We start from the raw sequence: 16631 nt of genomic DNA, 5'->3' as shown, positions 1-16631 counted from the left end.
TCGCCCGGGGGCCGGCATTCGGTTGCCGGATTCACTGCGGTCCATGTCACAGCCCCGAAGCCGATCTTTTCCGCCCCGTCCGCAACCCGGGCCCCTCGTGCGCACTCTCTCTTTGCGGACGACCATTACTTCGGAGGGGTATTTCGTTGAGCCGCACACGCCGTATCGACCTGTCGCGCCGTCATCTCACGCGGGCGCGCGGTCGAACCGCCGCACTGGTCGGCGCCGCCGCACTGGCGGCCCTCGCACTGACCGCCTGCGGGAGCGGCTCCGATTCCGCCGGGGCCGGCGACGGCAAGGCGGGGAAGGACGAGAAGGCCGCCATGGCGATCTCGGTCAACCTGACGGGCGGCGAGGTCAAGGCCGGCCAACCGGTCACGGTGACCGTCGCGGACGGCAGGCTCGCCCGGGTGAAGGTGACGGACGGCAAGGGCGGTGAGCTGGCCGGGCGGATAGCCGCCGACGGCAGGACCTGGACGTCGGAGCGCAACGCCTCGCCGGGGACGGAGTACCGGGTCGAGGCGCAGAACGCCGAGAGCCGGAGCGCGGAGGCCCGTTTCAAGACGGCCGCCGCCGACAAGGTGAACAAGGTGACGATCAATCCGGGCAGGGTCACCCCGGTCGTCGGTGTGGCGCAGCCCGTCTCGATCGTGTTCGACAACCCGGTGAAGAACAAGGCCGAGGTGGAGAAGCACCTGAAGGTGACCACGTCGAACGACACCGAGGGGTCCTGGGGTTGGTTCAAGGACTATTCCGGAAATGACCGGGTGGACTGGCGCCCGAAGGAGTTCTGGAAGTCCGGCACCGCGGTGAAGGTCGAGATGAACCTGAACGGCGTCGACTCCGGAACGGGCGGCGGACTGTTCGCCAAGGACTACTCCACCGAGTTCAAGATCGGCAAGGATCGTCGGATGAAGGTGGATCTCGACACCCGGAAGATGTCGGTCACCGAGGACGGCCAGGTCGTGAGGACGATTCCGATCTCGGCCGGCACCCCGGGCGGCCAGAAGGCCTCCTGGTCCGGGACCATGGTGCTGATGGCGAAGGAGGGCACCATCCGGATGGACTCCCAGACGGTGGGCCTGGGCGACTCCTACGACAAGATGGTCGACTACTCGATGCGGTTGACCTGGTCGGGCATGTACGCGCACGCGGCCCCGTGGAACAGCGCCAACTTCGGCAACGCCAACACCAGTTCCGGTTGCGTGGGCATGAGCGACGCCAACGCGGCGGCGTTCTACGAGCAGGTGCAGGTCGGCGATCCCTTCGAGGTCGTGGGCAGCGGCTCCAAGGGGCGCGCGGACCTCGGCAACGGCTACGGCGAGTGGAACCTGTCCTGGGACGAGTGGAAGGCCAAGAGCGCGCTGAACGGCGCGCCGCAGAACGGCTGACCCCGCGGCACACTCCGCCGCGGGCCCGTGCGTTGAACTTCAGTCAATCGTTACCCGTACGTAACTTACTCACGGGTTACCTACGGTAAGCCCCTCCCGTTACCGTCGGGTCACTTTGACACCGGCGCACGCGAGGAGCGACAGATGGTCCGCACCACCAGCACCGCAGCGGCCGCGGCGACCGTGGCGGCCGTGCTCGCCGCGACCGCCCTGGGCCTGGCCCCCCACCAGGCCCAGGCGGCGCCCGCCACCGGGTCCGCCGCCGTCTCCGACGCCTCGTCGGACCTGCGCTTCCACGACATCCCCGGCTCCGGCGGCATCACGCTCAAGGGCAACGTCTTCACCCCCGCGGGGGCCGGGGCCGGCGCGAGGTACCCGCTGATCGTGCTGCCCACCAGTTGGGGCCTGCCGCAGATCGAGTACGCCGCCCAGGCCAAGCGGCTCGCCGACTCCGGCTACGTCGTGGTCAGTTACACCTCCCGCGGCTTCTGGCTCTCCGGCGGGCAGATCGAGACGGCCGGCCCGGCCGACACCGCGGACGTCTCCGCCGTCATCGACTGGGCCCTCGCCAACACCCCCGCCGACCCCGCGCGCGTCGGCCTCGGCGGGGTCTCCTACGGCGCGGGCATCAGCCTGCTGGCCTCGGCCCGCGACCCCCGGATCAAGGCCGTGGTCGCGCTCAGCGGCTGGGCCGACCTCATCGAGTCGATCTACTCCGGCCGCACCCAGCACCGCCAGGCGGCCGGGATGCTCGGCGTCGCGGGCCGGATCACCGGCCGTCCCGGTCCCGAGCTCCAGCAGATCCTGGACGACTTCCTCGGCTCCCGGCTGGACCGCGAGCAGCAGATGATCGACTGGGGCAAGAAGCGCTCCGCCGCCTACGAGGTGGACCGGATCAACGCCAACGGCGCCGCGATCATGCTGGGCAACGCCTGGGGGGACACCATCTTCCCGCCCAACCAGTACGCGGACTTCTTCGAGAAGCTGACCGGCCCCAAGCGCCTGGAGTTCCGCCCCGGCGACCACGCCACCGCCGAGGCCACCGGCCTGCTCGGGCTGCCCAACGACACCTGGACCAACGCCCACCGCTGGTTCGACCACTACCTCAAGGGCGAGCGCAACGGCGTGGACTCCGAGGCGCCGGTGCAGATCAAGTCCCGCAGCGCCGACGGGTACGAAGGGTACGCCGACTGGAAGTCGGTCGGCTCGGGCGGGACCGAACGGCTCGCGCTCTTTGACAGCGAGCACGTGTTCGCCAACGTCGACTCCGGCGCCAACGGCGGCACCCTGTTTCTCTCCAGCATCCTCGACCAGTTCGTCAAGGCGCCCCCGGTCGCCTCCATCCCGCTCCTGCCCCGCACCTTCGCGGCCGTCTGGCAGTCGGAGCGCCACGACGAGGTCCGGCGGGTCCGCGGCACGGTCAGGGTGCACACCACGGTCACGCCCACCAAGGCGGACGGCACCTTCGTCGCGTACCTCTACGACGTGGGCCCGCTCGGCCTCGGCAAGCTGGTCGCCAACGCGCCGTACACCTTCCACGGCAAGACGCCGAACCAGGCCTTCGGGGTGGACCTCGACCTCTTCTCCACCGCCTACGACGTCCCGGCCGGCCACCGACTCGCCCTCGTCGTGGACACCGTCGACCCGCTCTACATCGAGCACAACCCCACCGGCGCGCAGCTGACCTTCTCCTCGCCGCGCACCGATCCCTCGTACGTCTCGGTGCCGCTGCGCGAGCAGTGACCGCGGCTGCCGCCGGGCGGGTTGGCCCTTCGGGGCCGCGGGCGGACTACGTGCGTCCGCCCGGCAGCGCCGTTCCCGGTTCGGCCGGGGCGACGGTGACCGCCTCGGTCTTCGGATTGCGCCGCTGCCGTCGCGCCACCCAGGTGGCGAACCAGGACAGCAGCATGCACATGCCGATGTAGACGGGAGAGATGATCATGACCACCGGAATGAACGGCAGGTCGTAGTCCAGGTTCGAGGCGATGAGTTTGCCCGCGTGCAGGAACTCCTCGTACGTGATCAGGTATCCGAGCGAGGTGTCCTTCAGGGCCACCACGAGCTGGCTGATGATCGTCGGCAGCATCGCCCGGACCGCCTGCGGGGCCAGGACGAATGTCATCACCTGGGTCTTGCGCATGCCCAGGGCGTACGCGGCCTCGCGCTGGCCCTTCTCGACGGAGTTGATCCCCGTGCGGAAGACCTCCGCCAACACCGAGCCGTTGTAGAGGGTCAGCCCCGCCACCAGCGCCGGCAGCGGCTGGACCTTCAGCGCGACGAAGATGAAGAAGATCATCACCAGGACGGGCATCGCCCGGAAGAACTCCACGCACAGCGTGGCGAGCCAGCGCACCGGGCGGTGGATCGACAGCCGTCCGGTGGCGAGCACCGCGCCCAGCGCGAGCGAGAGCACGGAGGCGTACGCGAAGGCCTTCAGGGTGTTGCCGAGCCCCCTGAGCAGCAGCTCCTGGATGCCCTTGTACTCGAAGGGGGTCCACTTGGCGGCGGTGAACTGGTCGGTGTCGAAGAGCAGGTAGAGGATCCAGGCCAGCACCAGGAGGATCAGCGCCGTGGAGACGATCCCGTAGAGGAAGTGCCGGCGCCGGGCCCGGGGGCCGGGGAGGTCGTACAGGGCGCTGGACTCCAGGTCCCCGTGGAGCGCGTGCGCGGTCATCGGGCGACTCCGAACCGCTTTTCGAGCACGTGGAAGAGCGCGCTGATGGACAGGGTGATGATCAGGTAGCCGACGGCGATCCAGACGAAGGTCCAGATGATGCTGTAGCCCAGCTCGTTGAGGGTCTTGTAGGTGCCCAGCAGCTCGTTGACGCTGAAGGCGCCGGCGATCGCCGAGTTCTTGGCGAGGGCGATCAGCGTGGAGCCGATGGGCGGGATCACGGAGCGGAAGGCCTGCGGCAGCACCACCGTGCCGAGGGTCTGGTCGAAGGACATGCCCAGGCTCCGGGCCGCCTCGCCCTGCCCCTTGGGCACGGTGTTGATGCCGGAGCGCAGCACCTCGCAGATGAACGCGGAGGTGTAGCAGCCGAGCGCCAGGACCGCGAAGAGCTGGAAGGGCAGGACGATGCCGAAGCGCGGCAGGCCCAGCAGCACCGCGAAGAACAGCAGGGTGAGCGGGGTGTTGCGCAACACGGTGACCCAGACCGTGCCGAAGACCCGGAAGGATCCGACGGGGGCGACCCGGAAGGAACACATCACGAAGCCCAGGACCAGGGCCAGGAGGGAGGCGTAGACGGTGAGTTGCAGGGTCCCGAGGAAACCCTTGCCGTAGATCGCGAAGTTCTCGGTGAGCACGTCCATGGAGGTGGCTCGGCTCCTCTCAGCTCGCCGGGTAGCGGTCGATGGGCGGTGGTGTCGGGGCGGGCTCGCCGGACAGGCCGAGCGTGGCCTCGTAGGCCTTCTTCCAGTTGCCGTTCTTCTCGTTCTCCGCCAGGGCGTCGTCGAGGGCGAAGCGCAGGGCGTTGTCGCCGCGCGGGACGCCGATCCCGTAGGGCTCCTTGGAGAAGGGTTCGCCGACGACCTTCAGTTCCTCGGGGACCTTGGCGGCGTAGCCGAGGAGGATCGAGTCGTCGGTGGAGACGGCGTCGACCTGGTAGGTGAGCAGGTTGTCCACGCAGACGGAGTAGGTGTCGTAGGCGACCAGCACGGCCTCGGGGTGCTCCTTCTGGAGGCGCTGGTAGGGGGTGGAGCCCGCCGCGGAGCAGACCTTCTTGCCCGCGAGGTCCTGGGGTCCCTTGATGTCCTTCTCGTCCTTGCGCACGAGGAGGGACTGGCCGGCCATGAAGTAGGGGCCGGCGAACCCGACCTGCTTCTTGCGGTTGTCGTTGATCGTGTAGGTGCCGACGTAGTAGTCGATCTGCCCGTTCTGCAGGGCGGTCTCGCGGTTGGCGGAGGCGATCGTCTTGAACTCGATCGTCTTGGGGTCGAAGCCGAGCGAGGCGGACATCATCTTGGCGATCTCGATGTCGAAGCCGGAGTAGCGTCCACTGGCGGGGTCCTTCTCCCCCATGTACGGCTGGTCCTCCTTGGCGCCGACGACGAGGTGGCCGCGCTTCTTGGCCCGATTCCAGGTCGGGGACTGCGGCAGCGTGAAGTCGGCGGCGACCTTGTAGGTGGGCAGGTCCTCCGGTTGGGGCCCCTTGACCGGGGGGCTGCCGGACTTGCCGCAGCCGACCGCGGCTCCGAGCAGGGCGAGGGCGAGGACGACCGCGGGCAGGCGGGAACGTCGGGAGAGCTTCACGGGCCGGCCCCTCAGTGCTTGAGGATCTTGGAGAGGAAGTCCCGGGCCCGGTCGCTCTCGGGAGCGGTGAAGAAGTCCTCCGGGGTGCGGTCCTCGATGATCTTTCCGTCCGCCATGAACACCACGCGGTTGGCCGCGGAGCGGGCGAAGCCCATCTCGTGGGTGACCACGACCATGGTCATGCCCTCCGAGGCCAGCTGCTGCATGACCTCCAGCACCTCGTTGATCATCTCCGGGTCGAGCGCCGACGTGGGCTCGTCGAAGAGCAGTGCCTTGGGGCTCATGGCGAGGGCCCGGGCGATGGCCACGCGTTGTTGCTGGCCGCCGGAGAGCTGGGCGGGGTACTTCTCGGCCTGGTCGGCGAGGCCCACCCGGTCCAGCAGCTCACGGGAGCGCTTGTCGGCCTCGTCCCGCTTGCGCTTCCTGACCTTGACCTGCGCGAGCGACACGTTGGCGAGGACGGTCTTGTGCGCGAAGAGGTTGAAGGACTGGAAGACCATGCCCACCTCGGCGCGCAGTCCCGCCAGATCCTTGCCCTCGGCCGGCAGTGGCTTCCCGTCGAGCGTGATCGCCCCGGACTCGATGGTCTCCAGGCGGTTGATGGCCCGGCACAGGGTCGATTTACCGGATCCGGAGGGGCCGATGATCACCACCACCTCCCCGCGGCCGACGGTGAGGTTGATGTCTTGGAGCACGTGCAACTGCCCGAAGTGCTTGTTGACGTCCCGCAGCTCGATCAACGGATCGACGGCCATACGCTGCCCTGCCCACTTGTCGGTGTGTCGAGGTCAGCGCAAACTATCCAGCCGTGGAAGGGCACTTCGCCTCGACACGCCTAAATGCCGCATAAAGGCGCCCGAGATCAGCCCTCCGAGGCCTCGGCGTACGCCTGGGACAGCTCGGGGGAACCGGTCATCGCCCAGGAGACCCCGGACTCGACCACGTTCAGCTCCCGGCCCGAGGCCAGTCTGATCACCGGCTGCCCGTTCGGCCACACCTGCCAGACGGTGCCCGGCATGCTGCGGATGATCACGGTGCCGAGGTAGAAGCCGGCGTCGTTGCCCAGCCAGGGCACGGCCTCGGGGTCCCGTCGCCAGCGTGGCATCAGCTGGTCGAGCGCCTCCAACGAGGCCGGGCTCCCGTCGAGTTCGAGCCCCGCCGAGCGGGCCTGGGCGCGCAGCATCTCGCACTCGGAGAACAACTCGGCGACGCCCTCGGGATCATCCGCGAGGGCGGCGGCGAGTCCCGCACCCTGTTCCTTCTCGTTCCGGTTCAGCCAGTTGTCCAGGAAGGGGATGTTCATGCGAACCAGCCTGGCACCCGGATCCGCCGCCGGCCACAGGGCGCGCAGGGATCAGAGGTCCAGGTCCACCACGACCGGGGCGTGGTCGGACGCGCCCTTGCCCTTGCGCTCCTCGCGGTCCACGTACGCGTCGGTGACGGCCTTGACGAAGGGGGCGTTGCCGTAGGCCAGGTCGATGCGCATGCCCCTGTTCTTGGGGAAGGCGAGCATCCGGTAGTCCCAGAACGTGTACGGCCGGTCGTACTTGAGGGCGCGCGGGAAGATGTCCGAGAGGCCGGCCTCGCGCAGCGCCTCCAGGCCGGCGCGCTCCGCGGGGGTGACGTGCGTGAGCCCCGCGAAGACCGCCGGGTCGTACACGTCCTCGTCGGTCGGCGCCACGTTGAAGTCGCCGAGCACCGCGAACGGGCGGGGGCCGGCCGCGTCTTCGGCGACGGCGGCGGCCAGGGCGCGGAACCAGTCCAGCTTGTAGCCGTAGTGGTCGTGCTCGACCTCGCGGCCGTTCGGCACGTAGATCGACCAGACCCGCACCCCGCCGCAGGTGGCGGAGATGGCGCGGGGCTCCTGGACGCCCTCGTAGTCGGGCCCGCCGGGCAGGCCGGTCACCACGTCGTCGAGACCGACCTTGGAGAGCAGGGCCACGCCGTTCCACCGGCCGGTGGCGTTGACCGCGGCCTCGTAACCCGCCTCGCGGAGCTCCGCGTACGGGAACTGCTCGGCGGAGCACTTGGTCTCCTGGACACACAGGACGTCCGTGCCGGAGGACTCCAACCAGGCCAGCAGGCGCGGCAGCCGGGCGGTGATCGAATTGACGTTGTACGTGGCGATACGCATGCCACCCAACCTACCGCCCGGCACCGACGGTCACAGGTCCGTGGCGTCCCCGGCGGTGAGCCTGCCGTGCTCGGTGCCGCCCAGGTTGTCCAGGGCGAGGTCGTAGATCGGTCGGGCCAGGTCGGCGAGGTAGGCGTCGTGGATGTCGATGGCCCGGCGCGGCTTGACCTCGCGGAGGTAGTCGATCACCTCGGAGACCTTGTTCCAGGGCGCGTGCACCGGGAGCATCAGGGTGTCCACGGGAGTCTCCGGCACGGTCAGCGCGTCGCCGGGGTGGAAGAGCGAACCGTCGACCAGGAAGCCGACATTGGTGATCCGGGGGATGTCCGGGTGGATCACGGCGTGCCACTCGCCGTAGGCCCGCACCTCGAAACCGCCCGCGGTGAAGGCGTCCCCGTGCCCCACCGTGTGCACCCGGCCGGGGTAGGCGGGCGCCAGCTTCTCGGCGACGCCGCGCAGGGTCCACAGCTCGGCGGCCGGGTTCGCGTCGAGGGCGGCGCGCAGCCGGCCCTCCTCGAAGTGGTCGGGGTGCTCGTGCGTGACCAGCAGGACGTCGGCCCCGAGGCCGGCGTCGGGTTCGCTGAAGGCGCCCGGGTCGATGACGAGCACGCGCCCGTCCTTCTCCAGCTGGACGCAGGAGTGGAGCCGCTTGGTGAGCTTCATGATCCCAGGCTAGGCCCTGTCGGCGCGCGGTCGTGGGGCCTACGGGATGGCGGTGGAGACCACGTACACCCCGGGGGCCGCGGGATCGCTCAGGTCTACGGTGATGTCCCTGGTGGGGCGCGGTTCCTTGGCGTCCAGGGTGACGCCGTACCACGAGTGGTCCGGTTTCCAGGTCCAGCCCGCGATCCGGGCGTCGTGGTCGGAGATCGACACGCCCCGGGTCAACGCGGCCCGGCTGGTGCCCGCGTCGGCCAGGAAGGTGTCCAACTGCGCGGGGGTGAGGGCGAACTGGGTGTAGAGCCGGCTGGTGTGCCAGTTGTTGGTCTCCAGGTAGCCGACGGCCGAGGCCTGGTCCGGGATCGGCACCTCGTAGATGCTGCGCTGCACCTTGGAGGGCCAGGCCGGGCGCACGTGGACCGCGCCGACCTTGGCGGCCTTGTCGCGGCCGCTCTGGCGGCTCTGCTGGGCGGACACGGCGAGGTAGCCCGCGGGGACCCCGATCAGCAGCACGATGATGATCGCGGTGATCCAGCGGCGTCGGACCACGTGCCTGCGGTCCTCGGCCGGGGGTCGGGGTCTGCCTTCCTCGTCGGGGGCGGGAGCCTGGTGGGGCAGGGTGGGCGGGTTCACGGCTGTTCCTGCTCCCGGTCCTTGGCGCCGCCGAGGTCGCGGCGGCCCAGCTGTGCGTAGCGCTCGTACCGCTCCACGCGGCGGCGGGTGGCCCGGCGGAAGCGGCGGGCGACGAGTCGGGCGAGGTCGGCGGCGCCGACCATGCCGGCCTCCGGGCCGAGCTGGGCCTTGGCGATCCGGGCCTCGGGGCGGTAGCCGCGGCCGGTGAGGTGGCGCCGGAAGGCGTCCCGGGCGGGTCCGATGAGCAGGTCGTCGGCGGCGCTGACGCCGCCGCCGATGACGAAGCAGGAGGGGTCGAGGGCGGCGGCGAGGTTGGCGATGCCGACGCCCAGCCACTGGCCGATGTCCTGGAGGAGCTCGATGCACATCGCATCGCCCTCGCGGGCCAGCTCGGTGATGAGCGGGCCGGTGATCTCGTGGACGTTGCCGCCGACCTTGGCGATGATGTTGTACGCGACCGGGGAGTCGGCCGCGGCCAGCTCGCGCGCCTCGCGGACCAGGGCGTTGCCGGAGCTGTACTGCTCCCAGCAGCCGCGGTTGCCGCAGGGGCAGCGGTGGCCGCCCGGGACGACCTGCATGTGGCCGAACTCGCCGGCGACACCGTAGCGGCCCCGCTTGACCTGGCCGCCTTCGAGGATGGCGCCCCCGATGCCGGTGCCCAGCGTGATCATGACGAGGTGGTCCTCGCCGCGTCCGGCGCCGAAGCGCCACTCGGCCCAGGCCGCGGTGTTGGCATCGTTGTCGACCATGACGGGGACCGCGAGCCGGGACTGGAGGGCGTCGCGCAGCGGCTCGTCACGCCAGGCGAGGTGCGGCGCGAACAGGACGCGCGAGCGGTCGGCGTCCACCCAGCCGGCCGCGCCGATGCCGACGGCGTGCACGTCGTGCCGGTCGGAGAGGTCCAGGACCAGCTCGACGATGGTGTCCTCGACGACCTTGGGGCTCTTGGACTTGTCGGGGGTCTCGGCACGGATCTTCTCCAGGATGACCCCGTCCGCGTCCACCACCCCGGCCATGACCTTGGTGCCGCCGATGTCGATGCCGACGGTGGGCACCCGCGGGGCGGTCAGCAGCGACCGGCGCTCACGGGTCCCGACGGTCCGCAGGACGGTGCCACGCGCCGCCCCCCGATGGGCGAGCGAGAAGTCCCGGTACGTGCTCATCGAGTCGTGTCGTCCCTCGTGGTCCGCTTGGTGGGGGGAGTCGGGTCGGACGGTCCGTCCGCTCCCGATTCTGCCACTCGCTCCAGTTCGTGGCTCAGTTCGTCGAGCTCGGACCCGCCCGCCATCTGGCGGGTGAGCTCGTCCAGGGTGATCGAGTCGCGGGTGTGGCTGCCCGCCATGGTGCCCCGCTTCAGGAGCACGAAACGGTCCCCCACCAGGTGGGCGTGGTGCGGGTTGTGCGTGATCAGCACCACCCCGAGGCCCGCGTCGCGGGCGGCGGCGACGTACTTGAGGACGACGCCGGACTGCTTGACGCCGAGGGCCGCGGTGGGCTCGTCCAGCACGAGGACCTTCGCGCCGAAGTACACGGCGCGGGCGATCGCCACGCACTGCCGCTCACCGCCGGACAGGGTGCCGATGGGCTGGTCCACGTCCCGCAGGTCGATGCCCATCCGGAGCAGCTCGGCCCGGGTGGTCTCGCGCATGAGGTCCACGTCGAGGCGGCGGAAGGGGCCGCGGCCCCTGGTGGGCTCGGAGCCGAGGAAGAAGTTCCGCCAGACGGGCATCAGCGGGACCACGGCGAGGTCCTGGTAGACGGTGGCGATGCCGCGGTCGAGGGCCGCGCGGGGGTTGGCCAGCACGGTCTCCTCGCCCTCGATCTCGAAGGTGCCGGCGTCGTGCCGGTGCAGCCCCGCGATGATCTTGATGAGGGTGGACTTGCCGGCGCCGTTGTCGCCGAGGACACAGGTGATCTCGCCGGCGGACACCTCCAGGGAGACCCCCTGGAGCGCCTTGATGTTGCCGTAGAACTTGCTGACGTCGGTCAGCCTGACGAGGGCGGTCGCCCCGTCGGGCACGGCCCTGGCCGCGGTGCCGGTCCCGGTCATCACTTCGCCTCCGCCCGCTTGCGCACCCATGCGTTGAGCAGCGTGGCCAGCAGCAACATCGCGCCGAGGAAGAACTTGAACCAGTCCGGGTTCCACTGGGCGTACACGATGCCGTTGCTGGTCATGCCGAAGATGAAGGCGCCGACCGCCGAGCCGATGGCCGAGCCGTAGCCGCCCGTCATCAGACAGCCACCGATGACGGCCGCGATGATGTACAGGAACTCGTTGCCGACGCCCTCGCCCGACTGCACCACGTCGAACGAGAAGAGGATGTGCTGCCCGGAGATCCAGGCGCAGAGCGCGACGCCCATGTAGAGCCCGATACGGGTCTTCACGACCGGCACACCGGTCGCGCGGGCCGCGTCGGCGCCGCCGCCCACCGCGAAGATCCAGTTCCCGGCGCGGGTGCGCAGCAGGATCCAGGTGGCCACGGCGACCAGGGCCAGCCACCACAGGATGGTGACCTTGAGGGTGACCGAGCCGATGTTCCACTGCGAGGCGAAGAGGGCGCGGGCGGAGGAGAAGCCCTCCATGTCGGCGATGGTCTTGGTGGAGACCGAGCCGCTGATCAGCTTGGTGAAGCCGAGGTTCAGGCCGGTCAGCATCAGGAAGGTGCCGAGCGTGATGATGAAGCTCGGCAGCTTGGTGCGGGTCAGCATGAACCCGTTGAAGAAGCCGATGGCGAGGGTGACCACCAGGGACACCAGGACGCCGACCCAGACGTTCGCCGTCATCTGGTAGCTGAACATCGAGCTGATCAGCGCCGAGGTGGTGACCATGACGCCGGCCGACAGGTCGAACTCGCCGCCGATCATCAGCAGGGCCACCGGCACCGCCATGATCCCGATGGTGGAGGCCGAGTACAGGACCGTGCTCAGGCTGGAGGCCCGCAGGAAGCTGTCGGCGGCGAAGGAGAAAAACACGAAGACGGCGACCGCGCCGACGACCGCGCCCAGCTCGGGGCGGCCCAGCAGACGGCGTACGAGCGAGGTGGGGGCCAACCGCTCGTCGACCGTCGCGGACGCGCTCATCGGGTGCCCCGCTTGATGTACTTCTCCAGCTCCGCCGCCTGCGCGCCGGTGACGATCTGCGGGCCGGTCAGGACCGGGCGGCCGCCGCCGAGGACGTCCGCGTTGTAGCGGTTGAGCCAGAGCAGGTCGACGGCCTCGTACCCCTGGAGGTAGGGCTGCTGGTCGACGGCGAAGCCGAGGGCGCCCGACGTGAGGTCCCGCGCCACCGACACATTGAGGTCGAAGGTGTCCACCTCGGCCTCGCTGCCCGCCGCGTCCTTCGCCTTGACGGCGGTGGGGGCGAAGGGCGCGCCCAGGGTCACGATCGCGTCGACGGAGGGGTCGGCCTGGAGCTTCGCCTGGAGGGACGCCTGGACGGAGGGCATGTTGGTGCCCTCGACGTAGAGGTTCTCCATGACCCCGCCGGACGCGCCGAACGTCTTCTTCGCCCCGGCGCAGCGCTGCTCGTGGCCGACGTTGCCCTGTTCGTGCAGGACGCAGACGGCCTTCTTCTTCCCGCGCTTGCCGAGCTCGGTGCCGACCGCCTCGCCGGCGATCTCCTCGTCCTGGCCGATGTGGGTCAGGGCCCCGTACTCGGCGGACTGGGCGGATCCGGAGTTGACCGTGACGACCGGGATGCCGGCCTTCACGGCCTTGGCGATGACGTCCTTGAGGGCCTCGGGCTTGGCCAGGCTCACGATGAGCCCGTCGACCTTCTGGTCGATGGCGTTCTGCACGAACTGTGCCTGCTGCTGGGCCTGGTCGTCGTGGGCGTAGACGAAGTTGATGTTGTCCTTCGCCGCGGCCTCCTTGGCACCCTTCTGCACGATGTCCCAGAAGGTGTCGCCGTCTCCCGCGTGGGTGACCATCGCGAAGGTCCAGCGCGGGGTGGAGACCGCGGGCCGGCCGGCTTCGGCGGCCTTCGCCCGTTCCTCGGCTCGTTTGCCGCCCGTACTGCTGCACCCCGCGAGGGAGGCACCCAGTACCGCCGCGAGCACGGCGCCCACGACGCGCACCCCTGTCCGAACCCTAGCCACGTCGCCGCGCCCTTCCCTTGTCGTGCGTTTCCCGAATGGTCGAAGCGGATCGATGTGAAAGCGGTCCATTCCGGTTCCAGCCGCCCAGTATCCGCCACAGTGGACCACGCGAGCCCATCGGGGCATCGGCGGGCGGATTGACAGGTCCCCCATACGGGGTCACGTTGAGTGCATGCGCATCGGGCTCATCGGAACCGGCCGGATCGGCTCGTTCCACGCGGCCGCCCTGGCCCGCCACCCGGACGCCGGCTCGCTGCTGCTGGCCGACGCCGACCCCGGGCGGGCCGCACGGCTCGCGGACCGGCTGGGGGCGACGGCCGCGCCCACCGTGGAGCAGGTCTTCACCTGGGGCGTGGACGCGGTCATCGTGTGCTGCTCCACCGACGGGCACGCCGAGCTGATCGTCCGCGCGGTGCGCGGCGGACTGCCGGTGTTCTGCGAGAAGCCGGTGGCACCGGACCTGACTCGCACCCTGAACGTGCTGCGCGAGGTCACGGCCCTGGGCGGGGTGCTCCAGCTGGGGTTCATGCGCCGCTTCGACGCGGGCTACGCCGCCGCGCGGGAGCTGGTCCGTTCGGGCGCGCTGGGGCGGCTGCACACCGTACGGACGACGACGGCCGATCCGACGCCGCCGACCGCGGCCTATCTGGCCGGCTCCGGGGGCCTGTACCGGGACTGCCTGGTGCACGACTTCGACATGGTCCGCTGGGTCACCGGGCGGGAGGTGAGCGAGGTGTACGCGGCCGGGTCGGACGCGGGTCCGGCCGTGTTCCGGGAGACCGGTGACGTCGACACGGCGGTGGCCGTCCTCACCCTGGACGACGGGACGCTGGTCAGCAGTACCGGCACCCGCTGCAACGGCGCCGGGTACGACGTGCGGATGGAGCTCGCCGGGGAGCGGGACCAGGTCTCCACGGGGCTGGACGACCGTACGCCGATCGCCTCGACCGAGCCGCACGGCCCGCCCCCGGCGAGCAAGCCGTGGACGGGTTTCCTGGAGCGCTTCGCCCCCGCGTACGAGGCGGAGCTGGCGGCCTTCGTCCGGCTGGTGCGTGGCGAGGGACCCAATCCGTGCGACGGCCGCGAGGCGCTCGCCGCGCTCCGGATCGCGGAGGCGTGCGAGCTGTCCCGTCGGGAGCGGCGCCGCGTGCGGTTGGAGGAGCTGGCGGACCTGTAGGGCGTGCGACATCCCGGCCGACCCGCCGGCTACCAGCGCACCGGGTGGCTCAGGACGCCCCGGACCAGGATGCCGGGCACCCACGCGTGCTCGATCGGTTCCTCCTCCAGGTCCGGGAAGCGCTCCAGGATCGAGCGGATCGCGATCCGGCCCTCCAGTCGGCCCAGGGGGGCGCCGACGCAGTGGTGGATGCCGTGGCCGAAGGCGATGTGGCCGCCGCGGCCGGGGCGGCGGATGTCGAAGGTGTCGGGGTCGGCGAAGCGGGCCGGGTCCCGGTCGGCTCCGGCGAGGGAGACCAGGACGGGCGAGCCGGCCTCGATGAGGGCGCCGCCGAGCTCCAGGTCGGCGCGGGCGAAGCGGAAGGTGGCCGTCTCCACCGGTCCGTCGTAGCGCAGGGCTTCCTCCACCGCGCCGTCGGTGAGCCCGTCGAGGTCGGCGCGCAGGGCCGCGAGCTGGTCGGGGTGGGCGAACAGGGCCCGCATCGCGTTGGAGATCAGGTGCACGGTGGTCTCGTGGCCGCCGATCATCATCAGGAAGGCCATGGCGACCAGTTCCTGCCGCGAGAGGCGGTCCCCGTCCTCGCCGCGGCTGGTGGTCCAGTCGCTGAGCAGGTCGTCGCCCGGTTCGGCGAGCTTGGCGTCGGTCAGCTCGGCCAGGTACGCGGTCATCGCGCGCAGGGCGGTGTTCTCGGCCTCCACCCCGGTCGGCGAGACGATCTCGGTGACCCACGCGTGGAAGGGGCCCCGGGCGGCTTCCGGTATCCCGAGGAGTTCGCAGATCACGGTCATGGGCAGCGGCCGGGCGAAGGCGTCGATGAGGTCGGCGCGGCGCTCGGGCAGGGCGGCCATCTCGTCGAGGAGCCCGTCGACGATCTGCTGGACGCGGGGCCGCAGGGTCTCGATCCGGCCGGGGGCGAAGGAGCGGGAGACCAGCCGGCGCAGCCGGGTGTGGTGGGGCGGGTCGGCGCGCATCATGTTGGCGCTGGCCGCGGTCTTCTCGCGGTCGGTGTAGAGCCCCGAGGTCAGCCAGTTCTTGGACACGTCGGGGTGGGTCAGGGCTTGGCGCGCCTCGTCGTGACCGACGACGAGCCAGACTTCCTGTCCGTCCACCGCTTTGACGCGGTGGATCGGGGCGATCTCCCGCAACCGCGCGTAATGGGGGTACGGGTTTTCGTTGAAGTCTTCGGCGATCGTACTGAGGTCCAGAACCGGCATGTCGTCAGCCTAGACGTGTGGTTGACGTCGAAGGAGCGGCTTTCGGCCATTCGTTCAGGTTGCCGCGCGCCGACCCCAGGCGGTGCCGCCGAGCACCAGCGCGACCCCGACGAGACCGGCGGCGCCGAGCCGTTCTCCGCCGATGGCGATGCCGGCCGCGGCCGCCCACAGGGGTTCGGTGCCCAGCAGCAGGCTGACGCGGGAGGGCGAGGTGCGGCGGACGGCCCACATCTGCACGAAGAACGCGAAGAGGGTGCAGAAGACGGCCAGGAAGACGAGCCCCGCCCACTCCCGGGGGCCGAATCCGGCGGCGGTCTCCCAGGGGTTCGCGCCGCTTGCGGGCAGCAGGGCGAGGAGGGCGAACACCGCGACCGCGCCGCCGAGTTGGACGGTGGTGAGGGAGAGCGAGTCGGCGTCCTGGACGGCCTTGATCCGGGCCATCAGCAGGACGTGCAGGGTCCGGGCGAGGGCCGCGCCGAGGATGAGCAGGTCTCCGGGGCCGGGGGTGGTGAAGCCGGCGCCCTGGGTGAGCAGCACCACGCCCGCGACGGACACGGCGGCGGCGCCGAGGAATCCGGTCGAGGGTCGCACGCGCCGTACGGCGGCCTCGGCCAGCGGGGTGAAGATCATGGTCAGGCTGATGATCAGCCCGGCGTTCGTGGCGGAGGTGTGGACGACCCCGTAGGTCTCCAACAGGAAGATCCCGCCGAGTACGAGCCCCAGCACCCCGGCGCCGCGCAGTTGGGCGGCGCTCAGCGCGCGCAGGCGTCGCCGGCCGGCGACGACCAGGACGGGCAGGACGAGCGCGAAGCGCAGCACGAGCACCGCGATCACGGTGTGCGTGGTGGTGATCCCCTTGGCGGCGAGGTAGCTGCCGCCCCAGACGACGGCGACGAGCAGGACCGGCAGGTCGGCGAGCCGGGCTCGGCCGGGGGCGGCGACGGGGGCGGGGGCGGGGGCGGCGACGGTGGACACCGGTTCTCCAACGGCAGGAGGCGGGTGGAGACTTCGGCGGCTCGCACGGGGCGTGGTCACGCTACCCGAGCGTGATCACGCCGGTCGACCGGTTT

General features: G+C 70.6%; 17 protein-coding genes. 3 read left to right on the top strand and 14 right to left on the bottom strand.

The features are described from left to right. Positions 1–146: 146 nt before the first annotated feature. Positions 147–1391, top strand: a complete 1245-nt coding sequence (locus ACIRO3_RS12860; protein WP_404135574.1) for an Ig-like domain-containing protein — start codon at positions 147–149, stop codon at positions 1389–1391. A 144-nt stretch (positions 1392–1535) separates the two neighbouring features. Beyond that, positions 1536–3134 carry a CocE/NonD family hydrolase gene (locus tag ACIRO3_RS12855; RefSeq protein ID WP_404135571.1) on the top strand — a complete coding sequence of 533 codons (1599 nt, stop codon included), beginning with the start codon at positions 1536–1538 and terminating at the stop codon, positions 3132–3134. A 46-nt stretch (positions 3135–3180) separates the two neighbouring features. On the opposite strand, the gene ACIRO3_RS12850 is transcribed toward ACIRO3_RS12855, so the two are convergent. The 12 genes from ACIRO3_RS12850 to ACIRO3_RS12795 all read right to left on the bottom strand — a co-directional run bounded on the left by ACIRO3_RS12850 (position 3181) and on the right by ACIRO3_RS12795 (position 13140). After that, a complete protein-coding gene (locus ACIRO3_RS12850) occupies positions 3181–4065 on the bottom strand; it encodes an amino acid ABC transporter permease (protein ID WP_404135568.1) in 885 nt (294 codons plus the stop codon). Next, positions 4062–4706 carry an amino acid ABC transporter permease gene (locus ACIRO3_RS12845; RefSeq protein WP_361772723.1) on the bottom strand — a complete coding sequence of 215 codons (645 nt, stop codon included), beginning with the start codon at positions 4704–4706 and terminating at the stop codon, positions 4062–4064. The genes ACIRO3_RS12850 and ACIRO3_RS12845 overlap by 4 nt, the downstream gene beginning before the upstream one ends. 19 nt (positions 4707–4725) lie before the next feature. Next, the gene (locus ACIRO3_RS12840) at positions 4726–5646 is read right to left on the bottom strand and encodes a glutamate ABC transporter substrate-binding protein (RefSeq protein ID WP_404135564.1); all 921 of its coding nucleotides are present in this window, start codon (positions 5644–5646) and stop codon (positions 4726–4728) included. Between the two features lie 11 nt (positions 5647–5657). After that, positions 5658–6401 (bottom strand): amino acid ABC transporter ATP-binding protein, encoded by a 744-nt coding sequence (locus ACIRO3_RS12835; RefSeq protein WP_404135561.1) that lies wholly within the window; start codon positions 6399–6401, stop codon positions 5658–5660. A 107-nt stretch (positions 6402–6508) separates the two neighbouring features. Beyond that, entirely contained in the window at positions 6509–6949 is a 441-nt protein-coding gene (locus ACIRO3_RS12830) for a DUF6278 family protein (RefSeq protein ID WP_361772729.1), read from the bottom strand. Positions 6950–7000: 51 nt separating this feature from the next. After that, the gene (locus ACIRO3_RS12825; RefSeq protein ID WP_404135557.1) at positions 7001–7780 is read right to left on the bottom strand and encodes an exodeoxyribonuclease III; all 780 of its coding nucleotides are present in this window, start codon (positions 7778–7780) and stop codon (positions 7001–7003) included. A gap of 30 nt (positions 7781–7810) precedes the next feature. Next, positions 7811–8443, bottom strand: a complete 633-nt coding sequence (locus ACIRO3_RS12820; RefSeq protein WP_361772735.1) for an MBL fold metallo-hydrolase — start codon at positions 8441–8443, stop codon at positions 7811–7813. A gap of 39 nt (positions 8444–8482) precedes the next feature. Beyond that, positions 8483–9073 (bottom strand): hypothetical protein, encoded by a 591-nt coding sequence (locus ACIRO3_RS12815; protein WP_404135554.1) that lies wholly within the window; start codon positions 9071–9073, stop codon positions 8483–8485. Next, positions 9070–10236 carry an ROK family glucokinase gene (locus ACIRO3_RS12810; protein WP_361772741.1) on the bottom strand — a complete coding sequence of 389 codons (1167 nt, stop codon included), beginning with the start codon at positions 10234–10236 and terminating at the stop codon, positions 9070–9072. Before ACIRO3_RS12810 ends, ACIRO3_RS12815 begins: the two co-directional genes overlap by 4 nt. Continuing rightward, on the bottom strand, positions 10233–11123 hold the full coding sequence (locus ACIRO3_RS12805) for an ATP-binding cassette domain-containing protein (RefSeq protein ID WP_361772744.1): 891 nt from the start codon (positions 11121–11123) through the stop codon (positions 10233–10235). Before ACIRO3_RS12805 ends, ACIRO3_RS12810 begins: the two co-directional genes overlap by 4 nt. Then, the gene (locus ACIRO3_RS12800) at positions 11123–12154 is read right to left on the bottom strand and encodes an ABC transporter permease (protein WP_361772747.1); all 1032 of its coding nucleotides are present in this window, start codon (positions 12152–12154) and stop codon (positions 11123–11125) included. Before ACIRO3_RS12800 ends, ACIRO3_RS12805 begins: the two co-directional genes overlap by 1 nt. Further along, positions 12151–13140 carry a substrate-binding domain-containing protein gene (locus tag ACIRO3_RS12795; RefSeq protein WP_404136281.1) on the bottom strand — a complete coding sequence of 330 codons (990 nt, stop codon included), beginning with the start codon at positions 13138–13140 and terminating at the stop codon, positions 12151–12153. Before ACIRO3_RS12795 ends, ACIRO3_RS12800 begins: the two co-directional genes overlap by 4 nt. A gap of 202 nt (positions 13141–13342) precedes the next feature. Between ACIRO3_RS12795 and ACIRO3_RS12790 the strand changes: the two genes are divergently transcribed. After that, the gene (locus ACIRO3_RS12790) at positions 13343–14347 is read left to right on the top strand and encodes a Gfo/Idh/MocA family oxidoreductase (protein ID WP_366148217.1); all 1005 of its coding nucleotides are present in this window, start codon (positions 13343–13345) and stop codon (positions 14345–14347) included. A gap of 29 nt (positions 14348–14376) precedes the next feature. On the opposite strand, the gene ACIRO3_RS12785 is transcribed toward ACIRO3_RS12790, so the two are convergent. Then, positions 14377–15561: a cytochrome P450 gene (locus tag ACIRO3_RS12785; protein WP_361772756.1), complete on the bottom strand. Its 1185-nt coding sequence runs from the start codon at positions 15559–15561 to the stop codon at positions 14377–14379. Positions 15562–15615: 54 nt separating this feature from the next. Then, complete coding sequence (locus ACIRO3_RS12780) at positions 15616–16536, bottom strand: DMT family transporter (RefSeq protein ID WP_404135547.1); 921 nt, start codon at positions 16534–16536, stop codon at positions 15616–15618. Positions 16537–16631: the final 95 nt, after the last annotated feature.

It is taken from the genome of Streptomyces sp. NPDC102278 (assembly GCF_044766345.1).
Taxonomy (GTDB): domain Bacteria; phylum Actinomycetota; class Actinomycetes; order Streptomycetales; family Streptomycetaceae; genus Streptomyces.
Note: the sequence above shows the minus strand (reverse complement) of the source record. Positions and strands in the feature narration are given on the sequence as shown.

What these genes read in the sequence shown, in the direction of transcription:
- ACIRO3_RS12850 (WP_404135568.1), bottom strand. Translation starts at nt 4,065, where the DNA reads ATGACCGCGCACGCGCTCCACGGGGACCTGGAGTCCAGCGCCCTGTAC.
- ACIRO3_RS12810 (WP_361772741.1), bottom strand. Translation starts at nt 10,236, where the DNA reads ATGAGCACGTACCGGGACTTCTCGCTCGCCCATCGGGGGGCGGCGCGT.
- ACIRO3_RS12845 (WP_361772723.1), bottom strand. Translation starts at nt 4,706, where the DNA reads ATGGACGTGCTCACCGAGAACTTCGCGATCTACGGCAAGGGTTTCCTC.
- ACIRO3_RS12835 (WP_404135561.1), bottom strand. Translation starts at nt 6,401, where the DNA reads ATGGCCGTCGATCCGTTGATCGAGCTGCGGGACGTCAACAAGCACTTC.
- ACIRO3_RS12800 (WP_361772747.1), bottom strand. Translation starts at nt 12,154, where the DNA reads ATGAGCGCGTCCGCGACGGTCGACGAGCGGTTGGCCCCCACCTCGCTC.
- ACIRO3_RS12790 (WP_366148217.1), top strand. Translation starts at nt 13,343, where the DNA reads ATGCGCATCGGGCTCATCGGAACCGGCCGGATCGGCTCGTTCCACGCG.
- ACIRO3_RS12825 (WP_404135557.1), bottom strand. Translation starts at nt 7,780, where the DNA reads ATGCGTATCGCCACGTACAACGTCAATTCGATCACCGCCCGGCTGCCG.
- ACIRO3_RS12830 (WP_361772729.1), bottom strand. Translation starts at nt 6,949, where the DNA reads ATGAACATCCCCTTCCTGGACAACTGGCTGAACCGGAACGAGAAGGAA.
- ACIRO3_RS12785 (WP_361772756.1), bottom strand. Translation starts at nt 15,561, where the DNA reads ATGCCGGTTCTGGACCTCAGTACGATCGCCGAAGACTTCAACGAAAAC.
- ACIRO3_RS12820 (WP_361772735.1), bottom strand. Translation starts at nt 8,443, where the DNA reads ATGAAGCTCACCAAGCGGCTCCACTCCTGCGTCCAGCTGGAGAAGGAC.
- ACIRO3_RS12805 (WP_361772744.1), bottom strand. Translation starts at nt 11,123, where the DNA reads ATGACCGGGACCGGCACCGCGGCCAGGGCCGTGCCCGACGGGGCGACC.
- ACIRO3_RS12855 (WP_404135571.1), top strand. Translation starts at nt 1,536, where the DNA reads ATGGTCCGCACCACCAGCACCGCAGCGGCCGCGGCGACCGTGGCGGCC.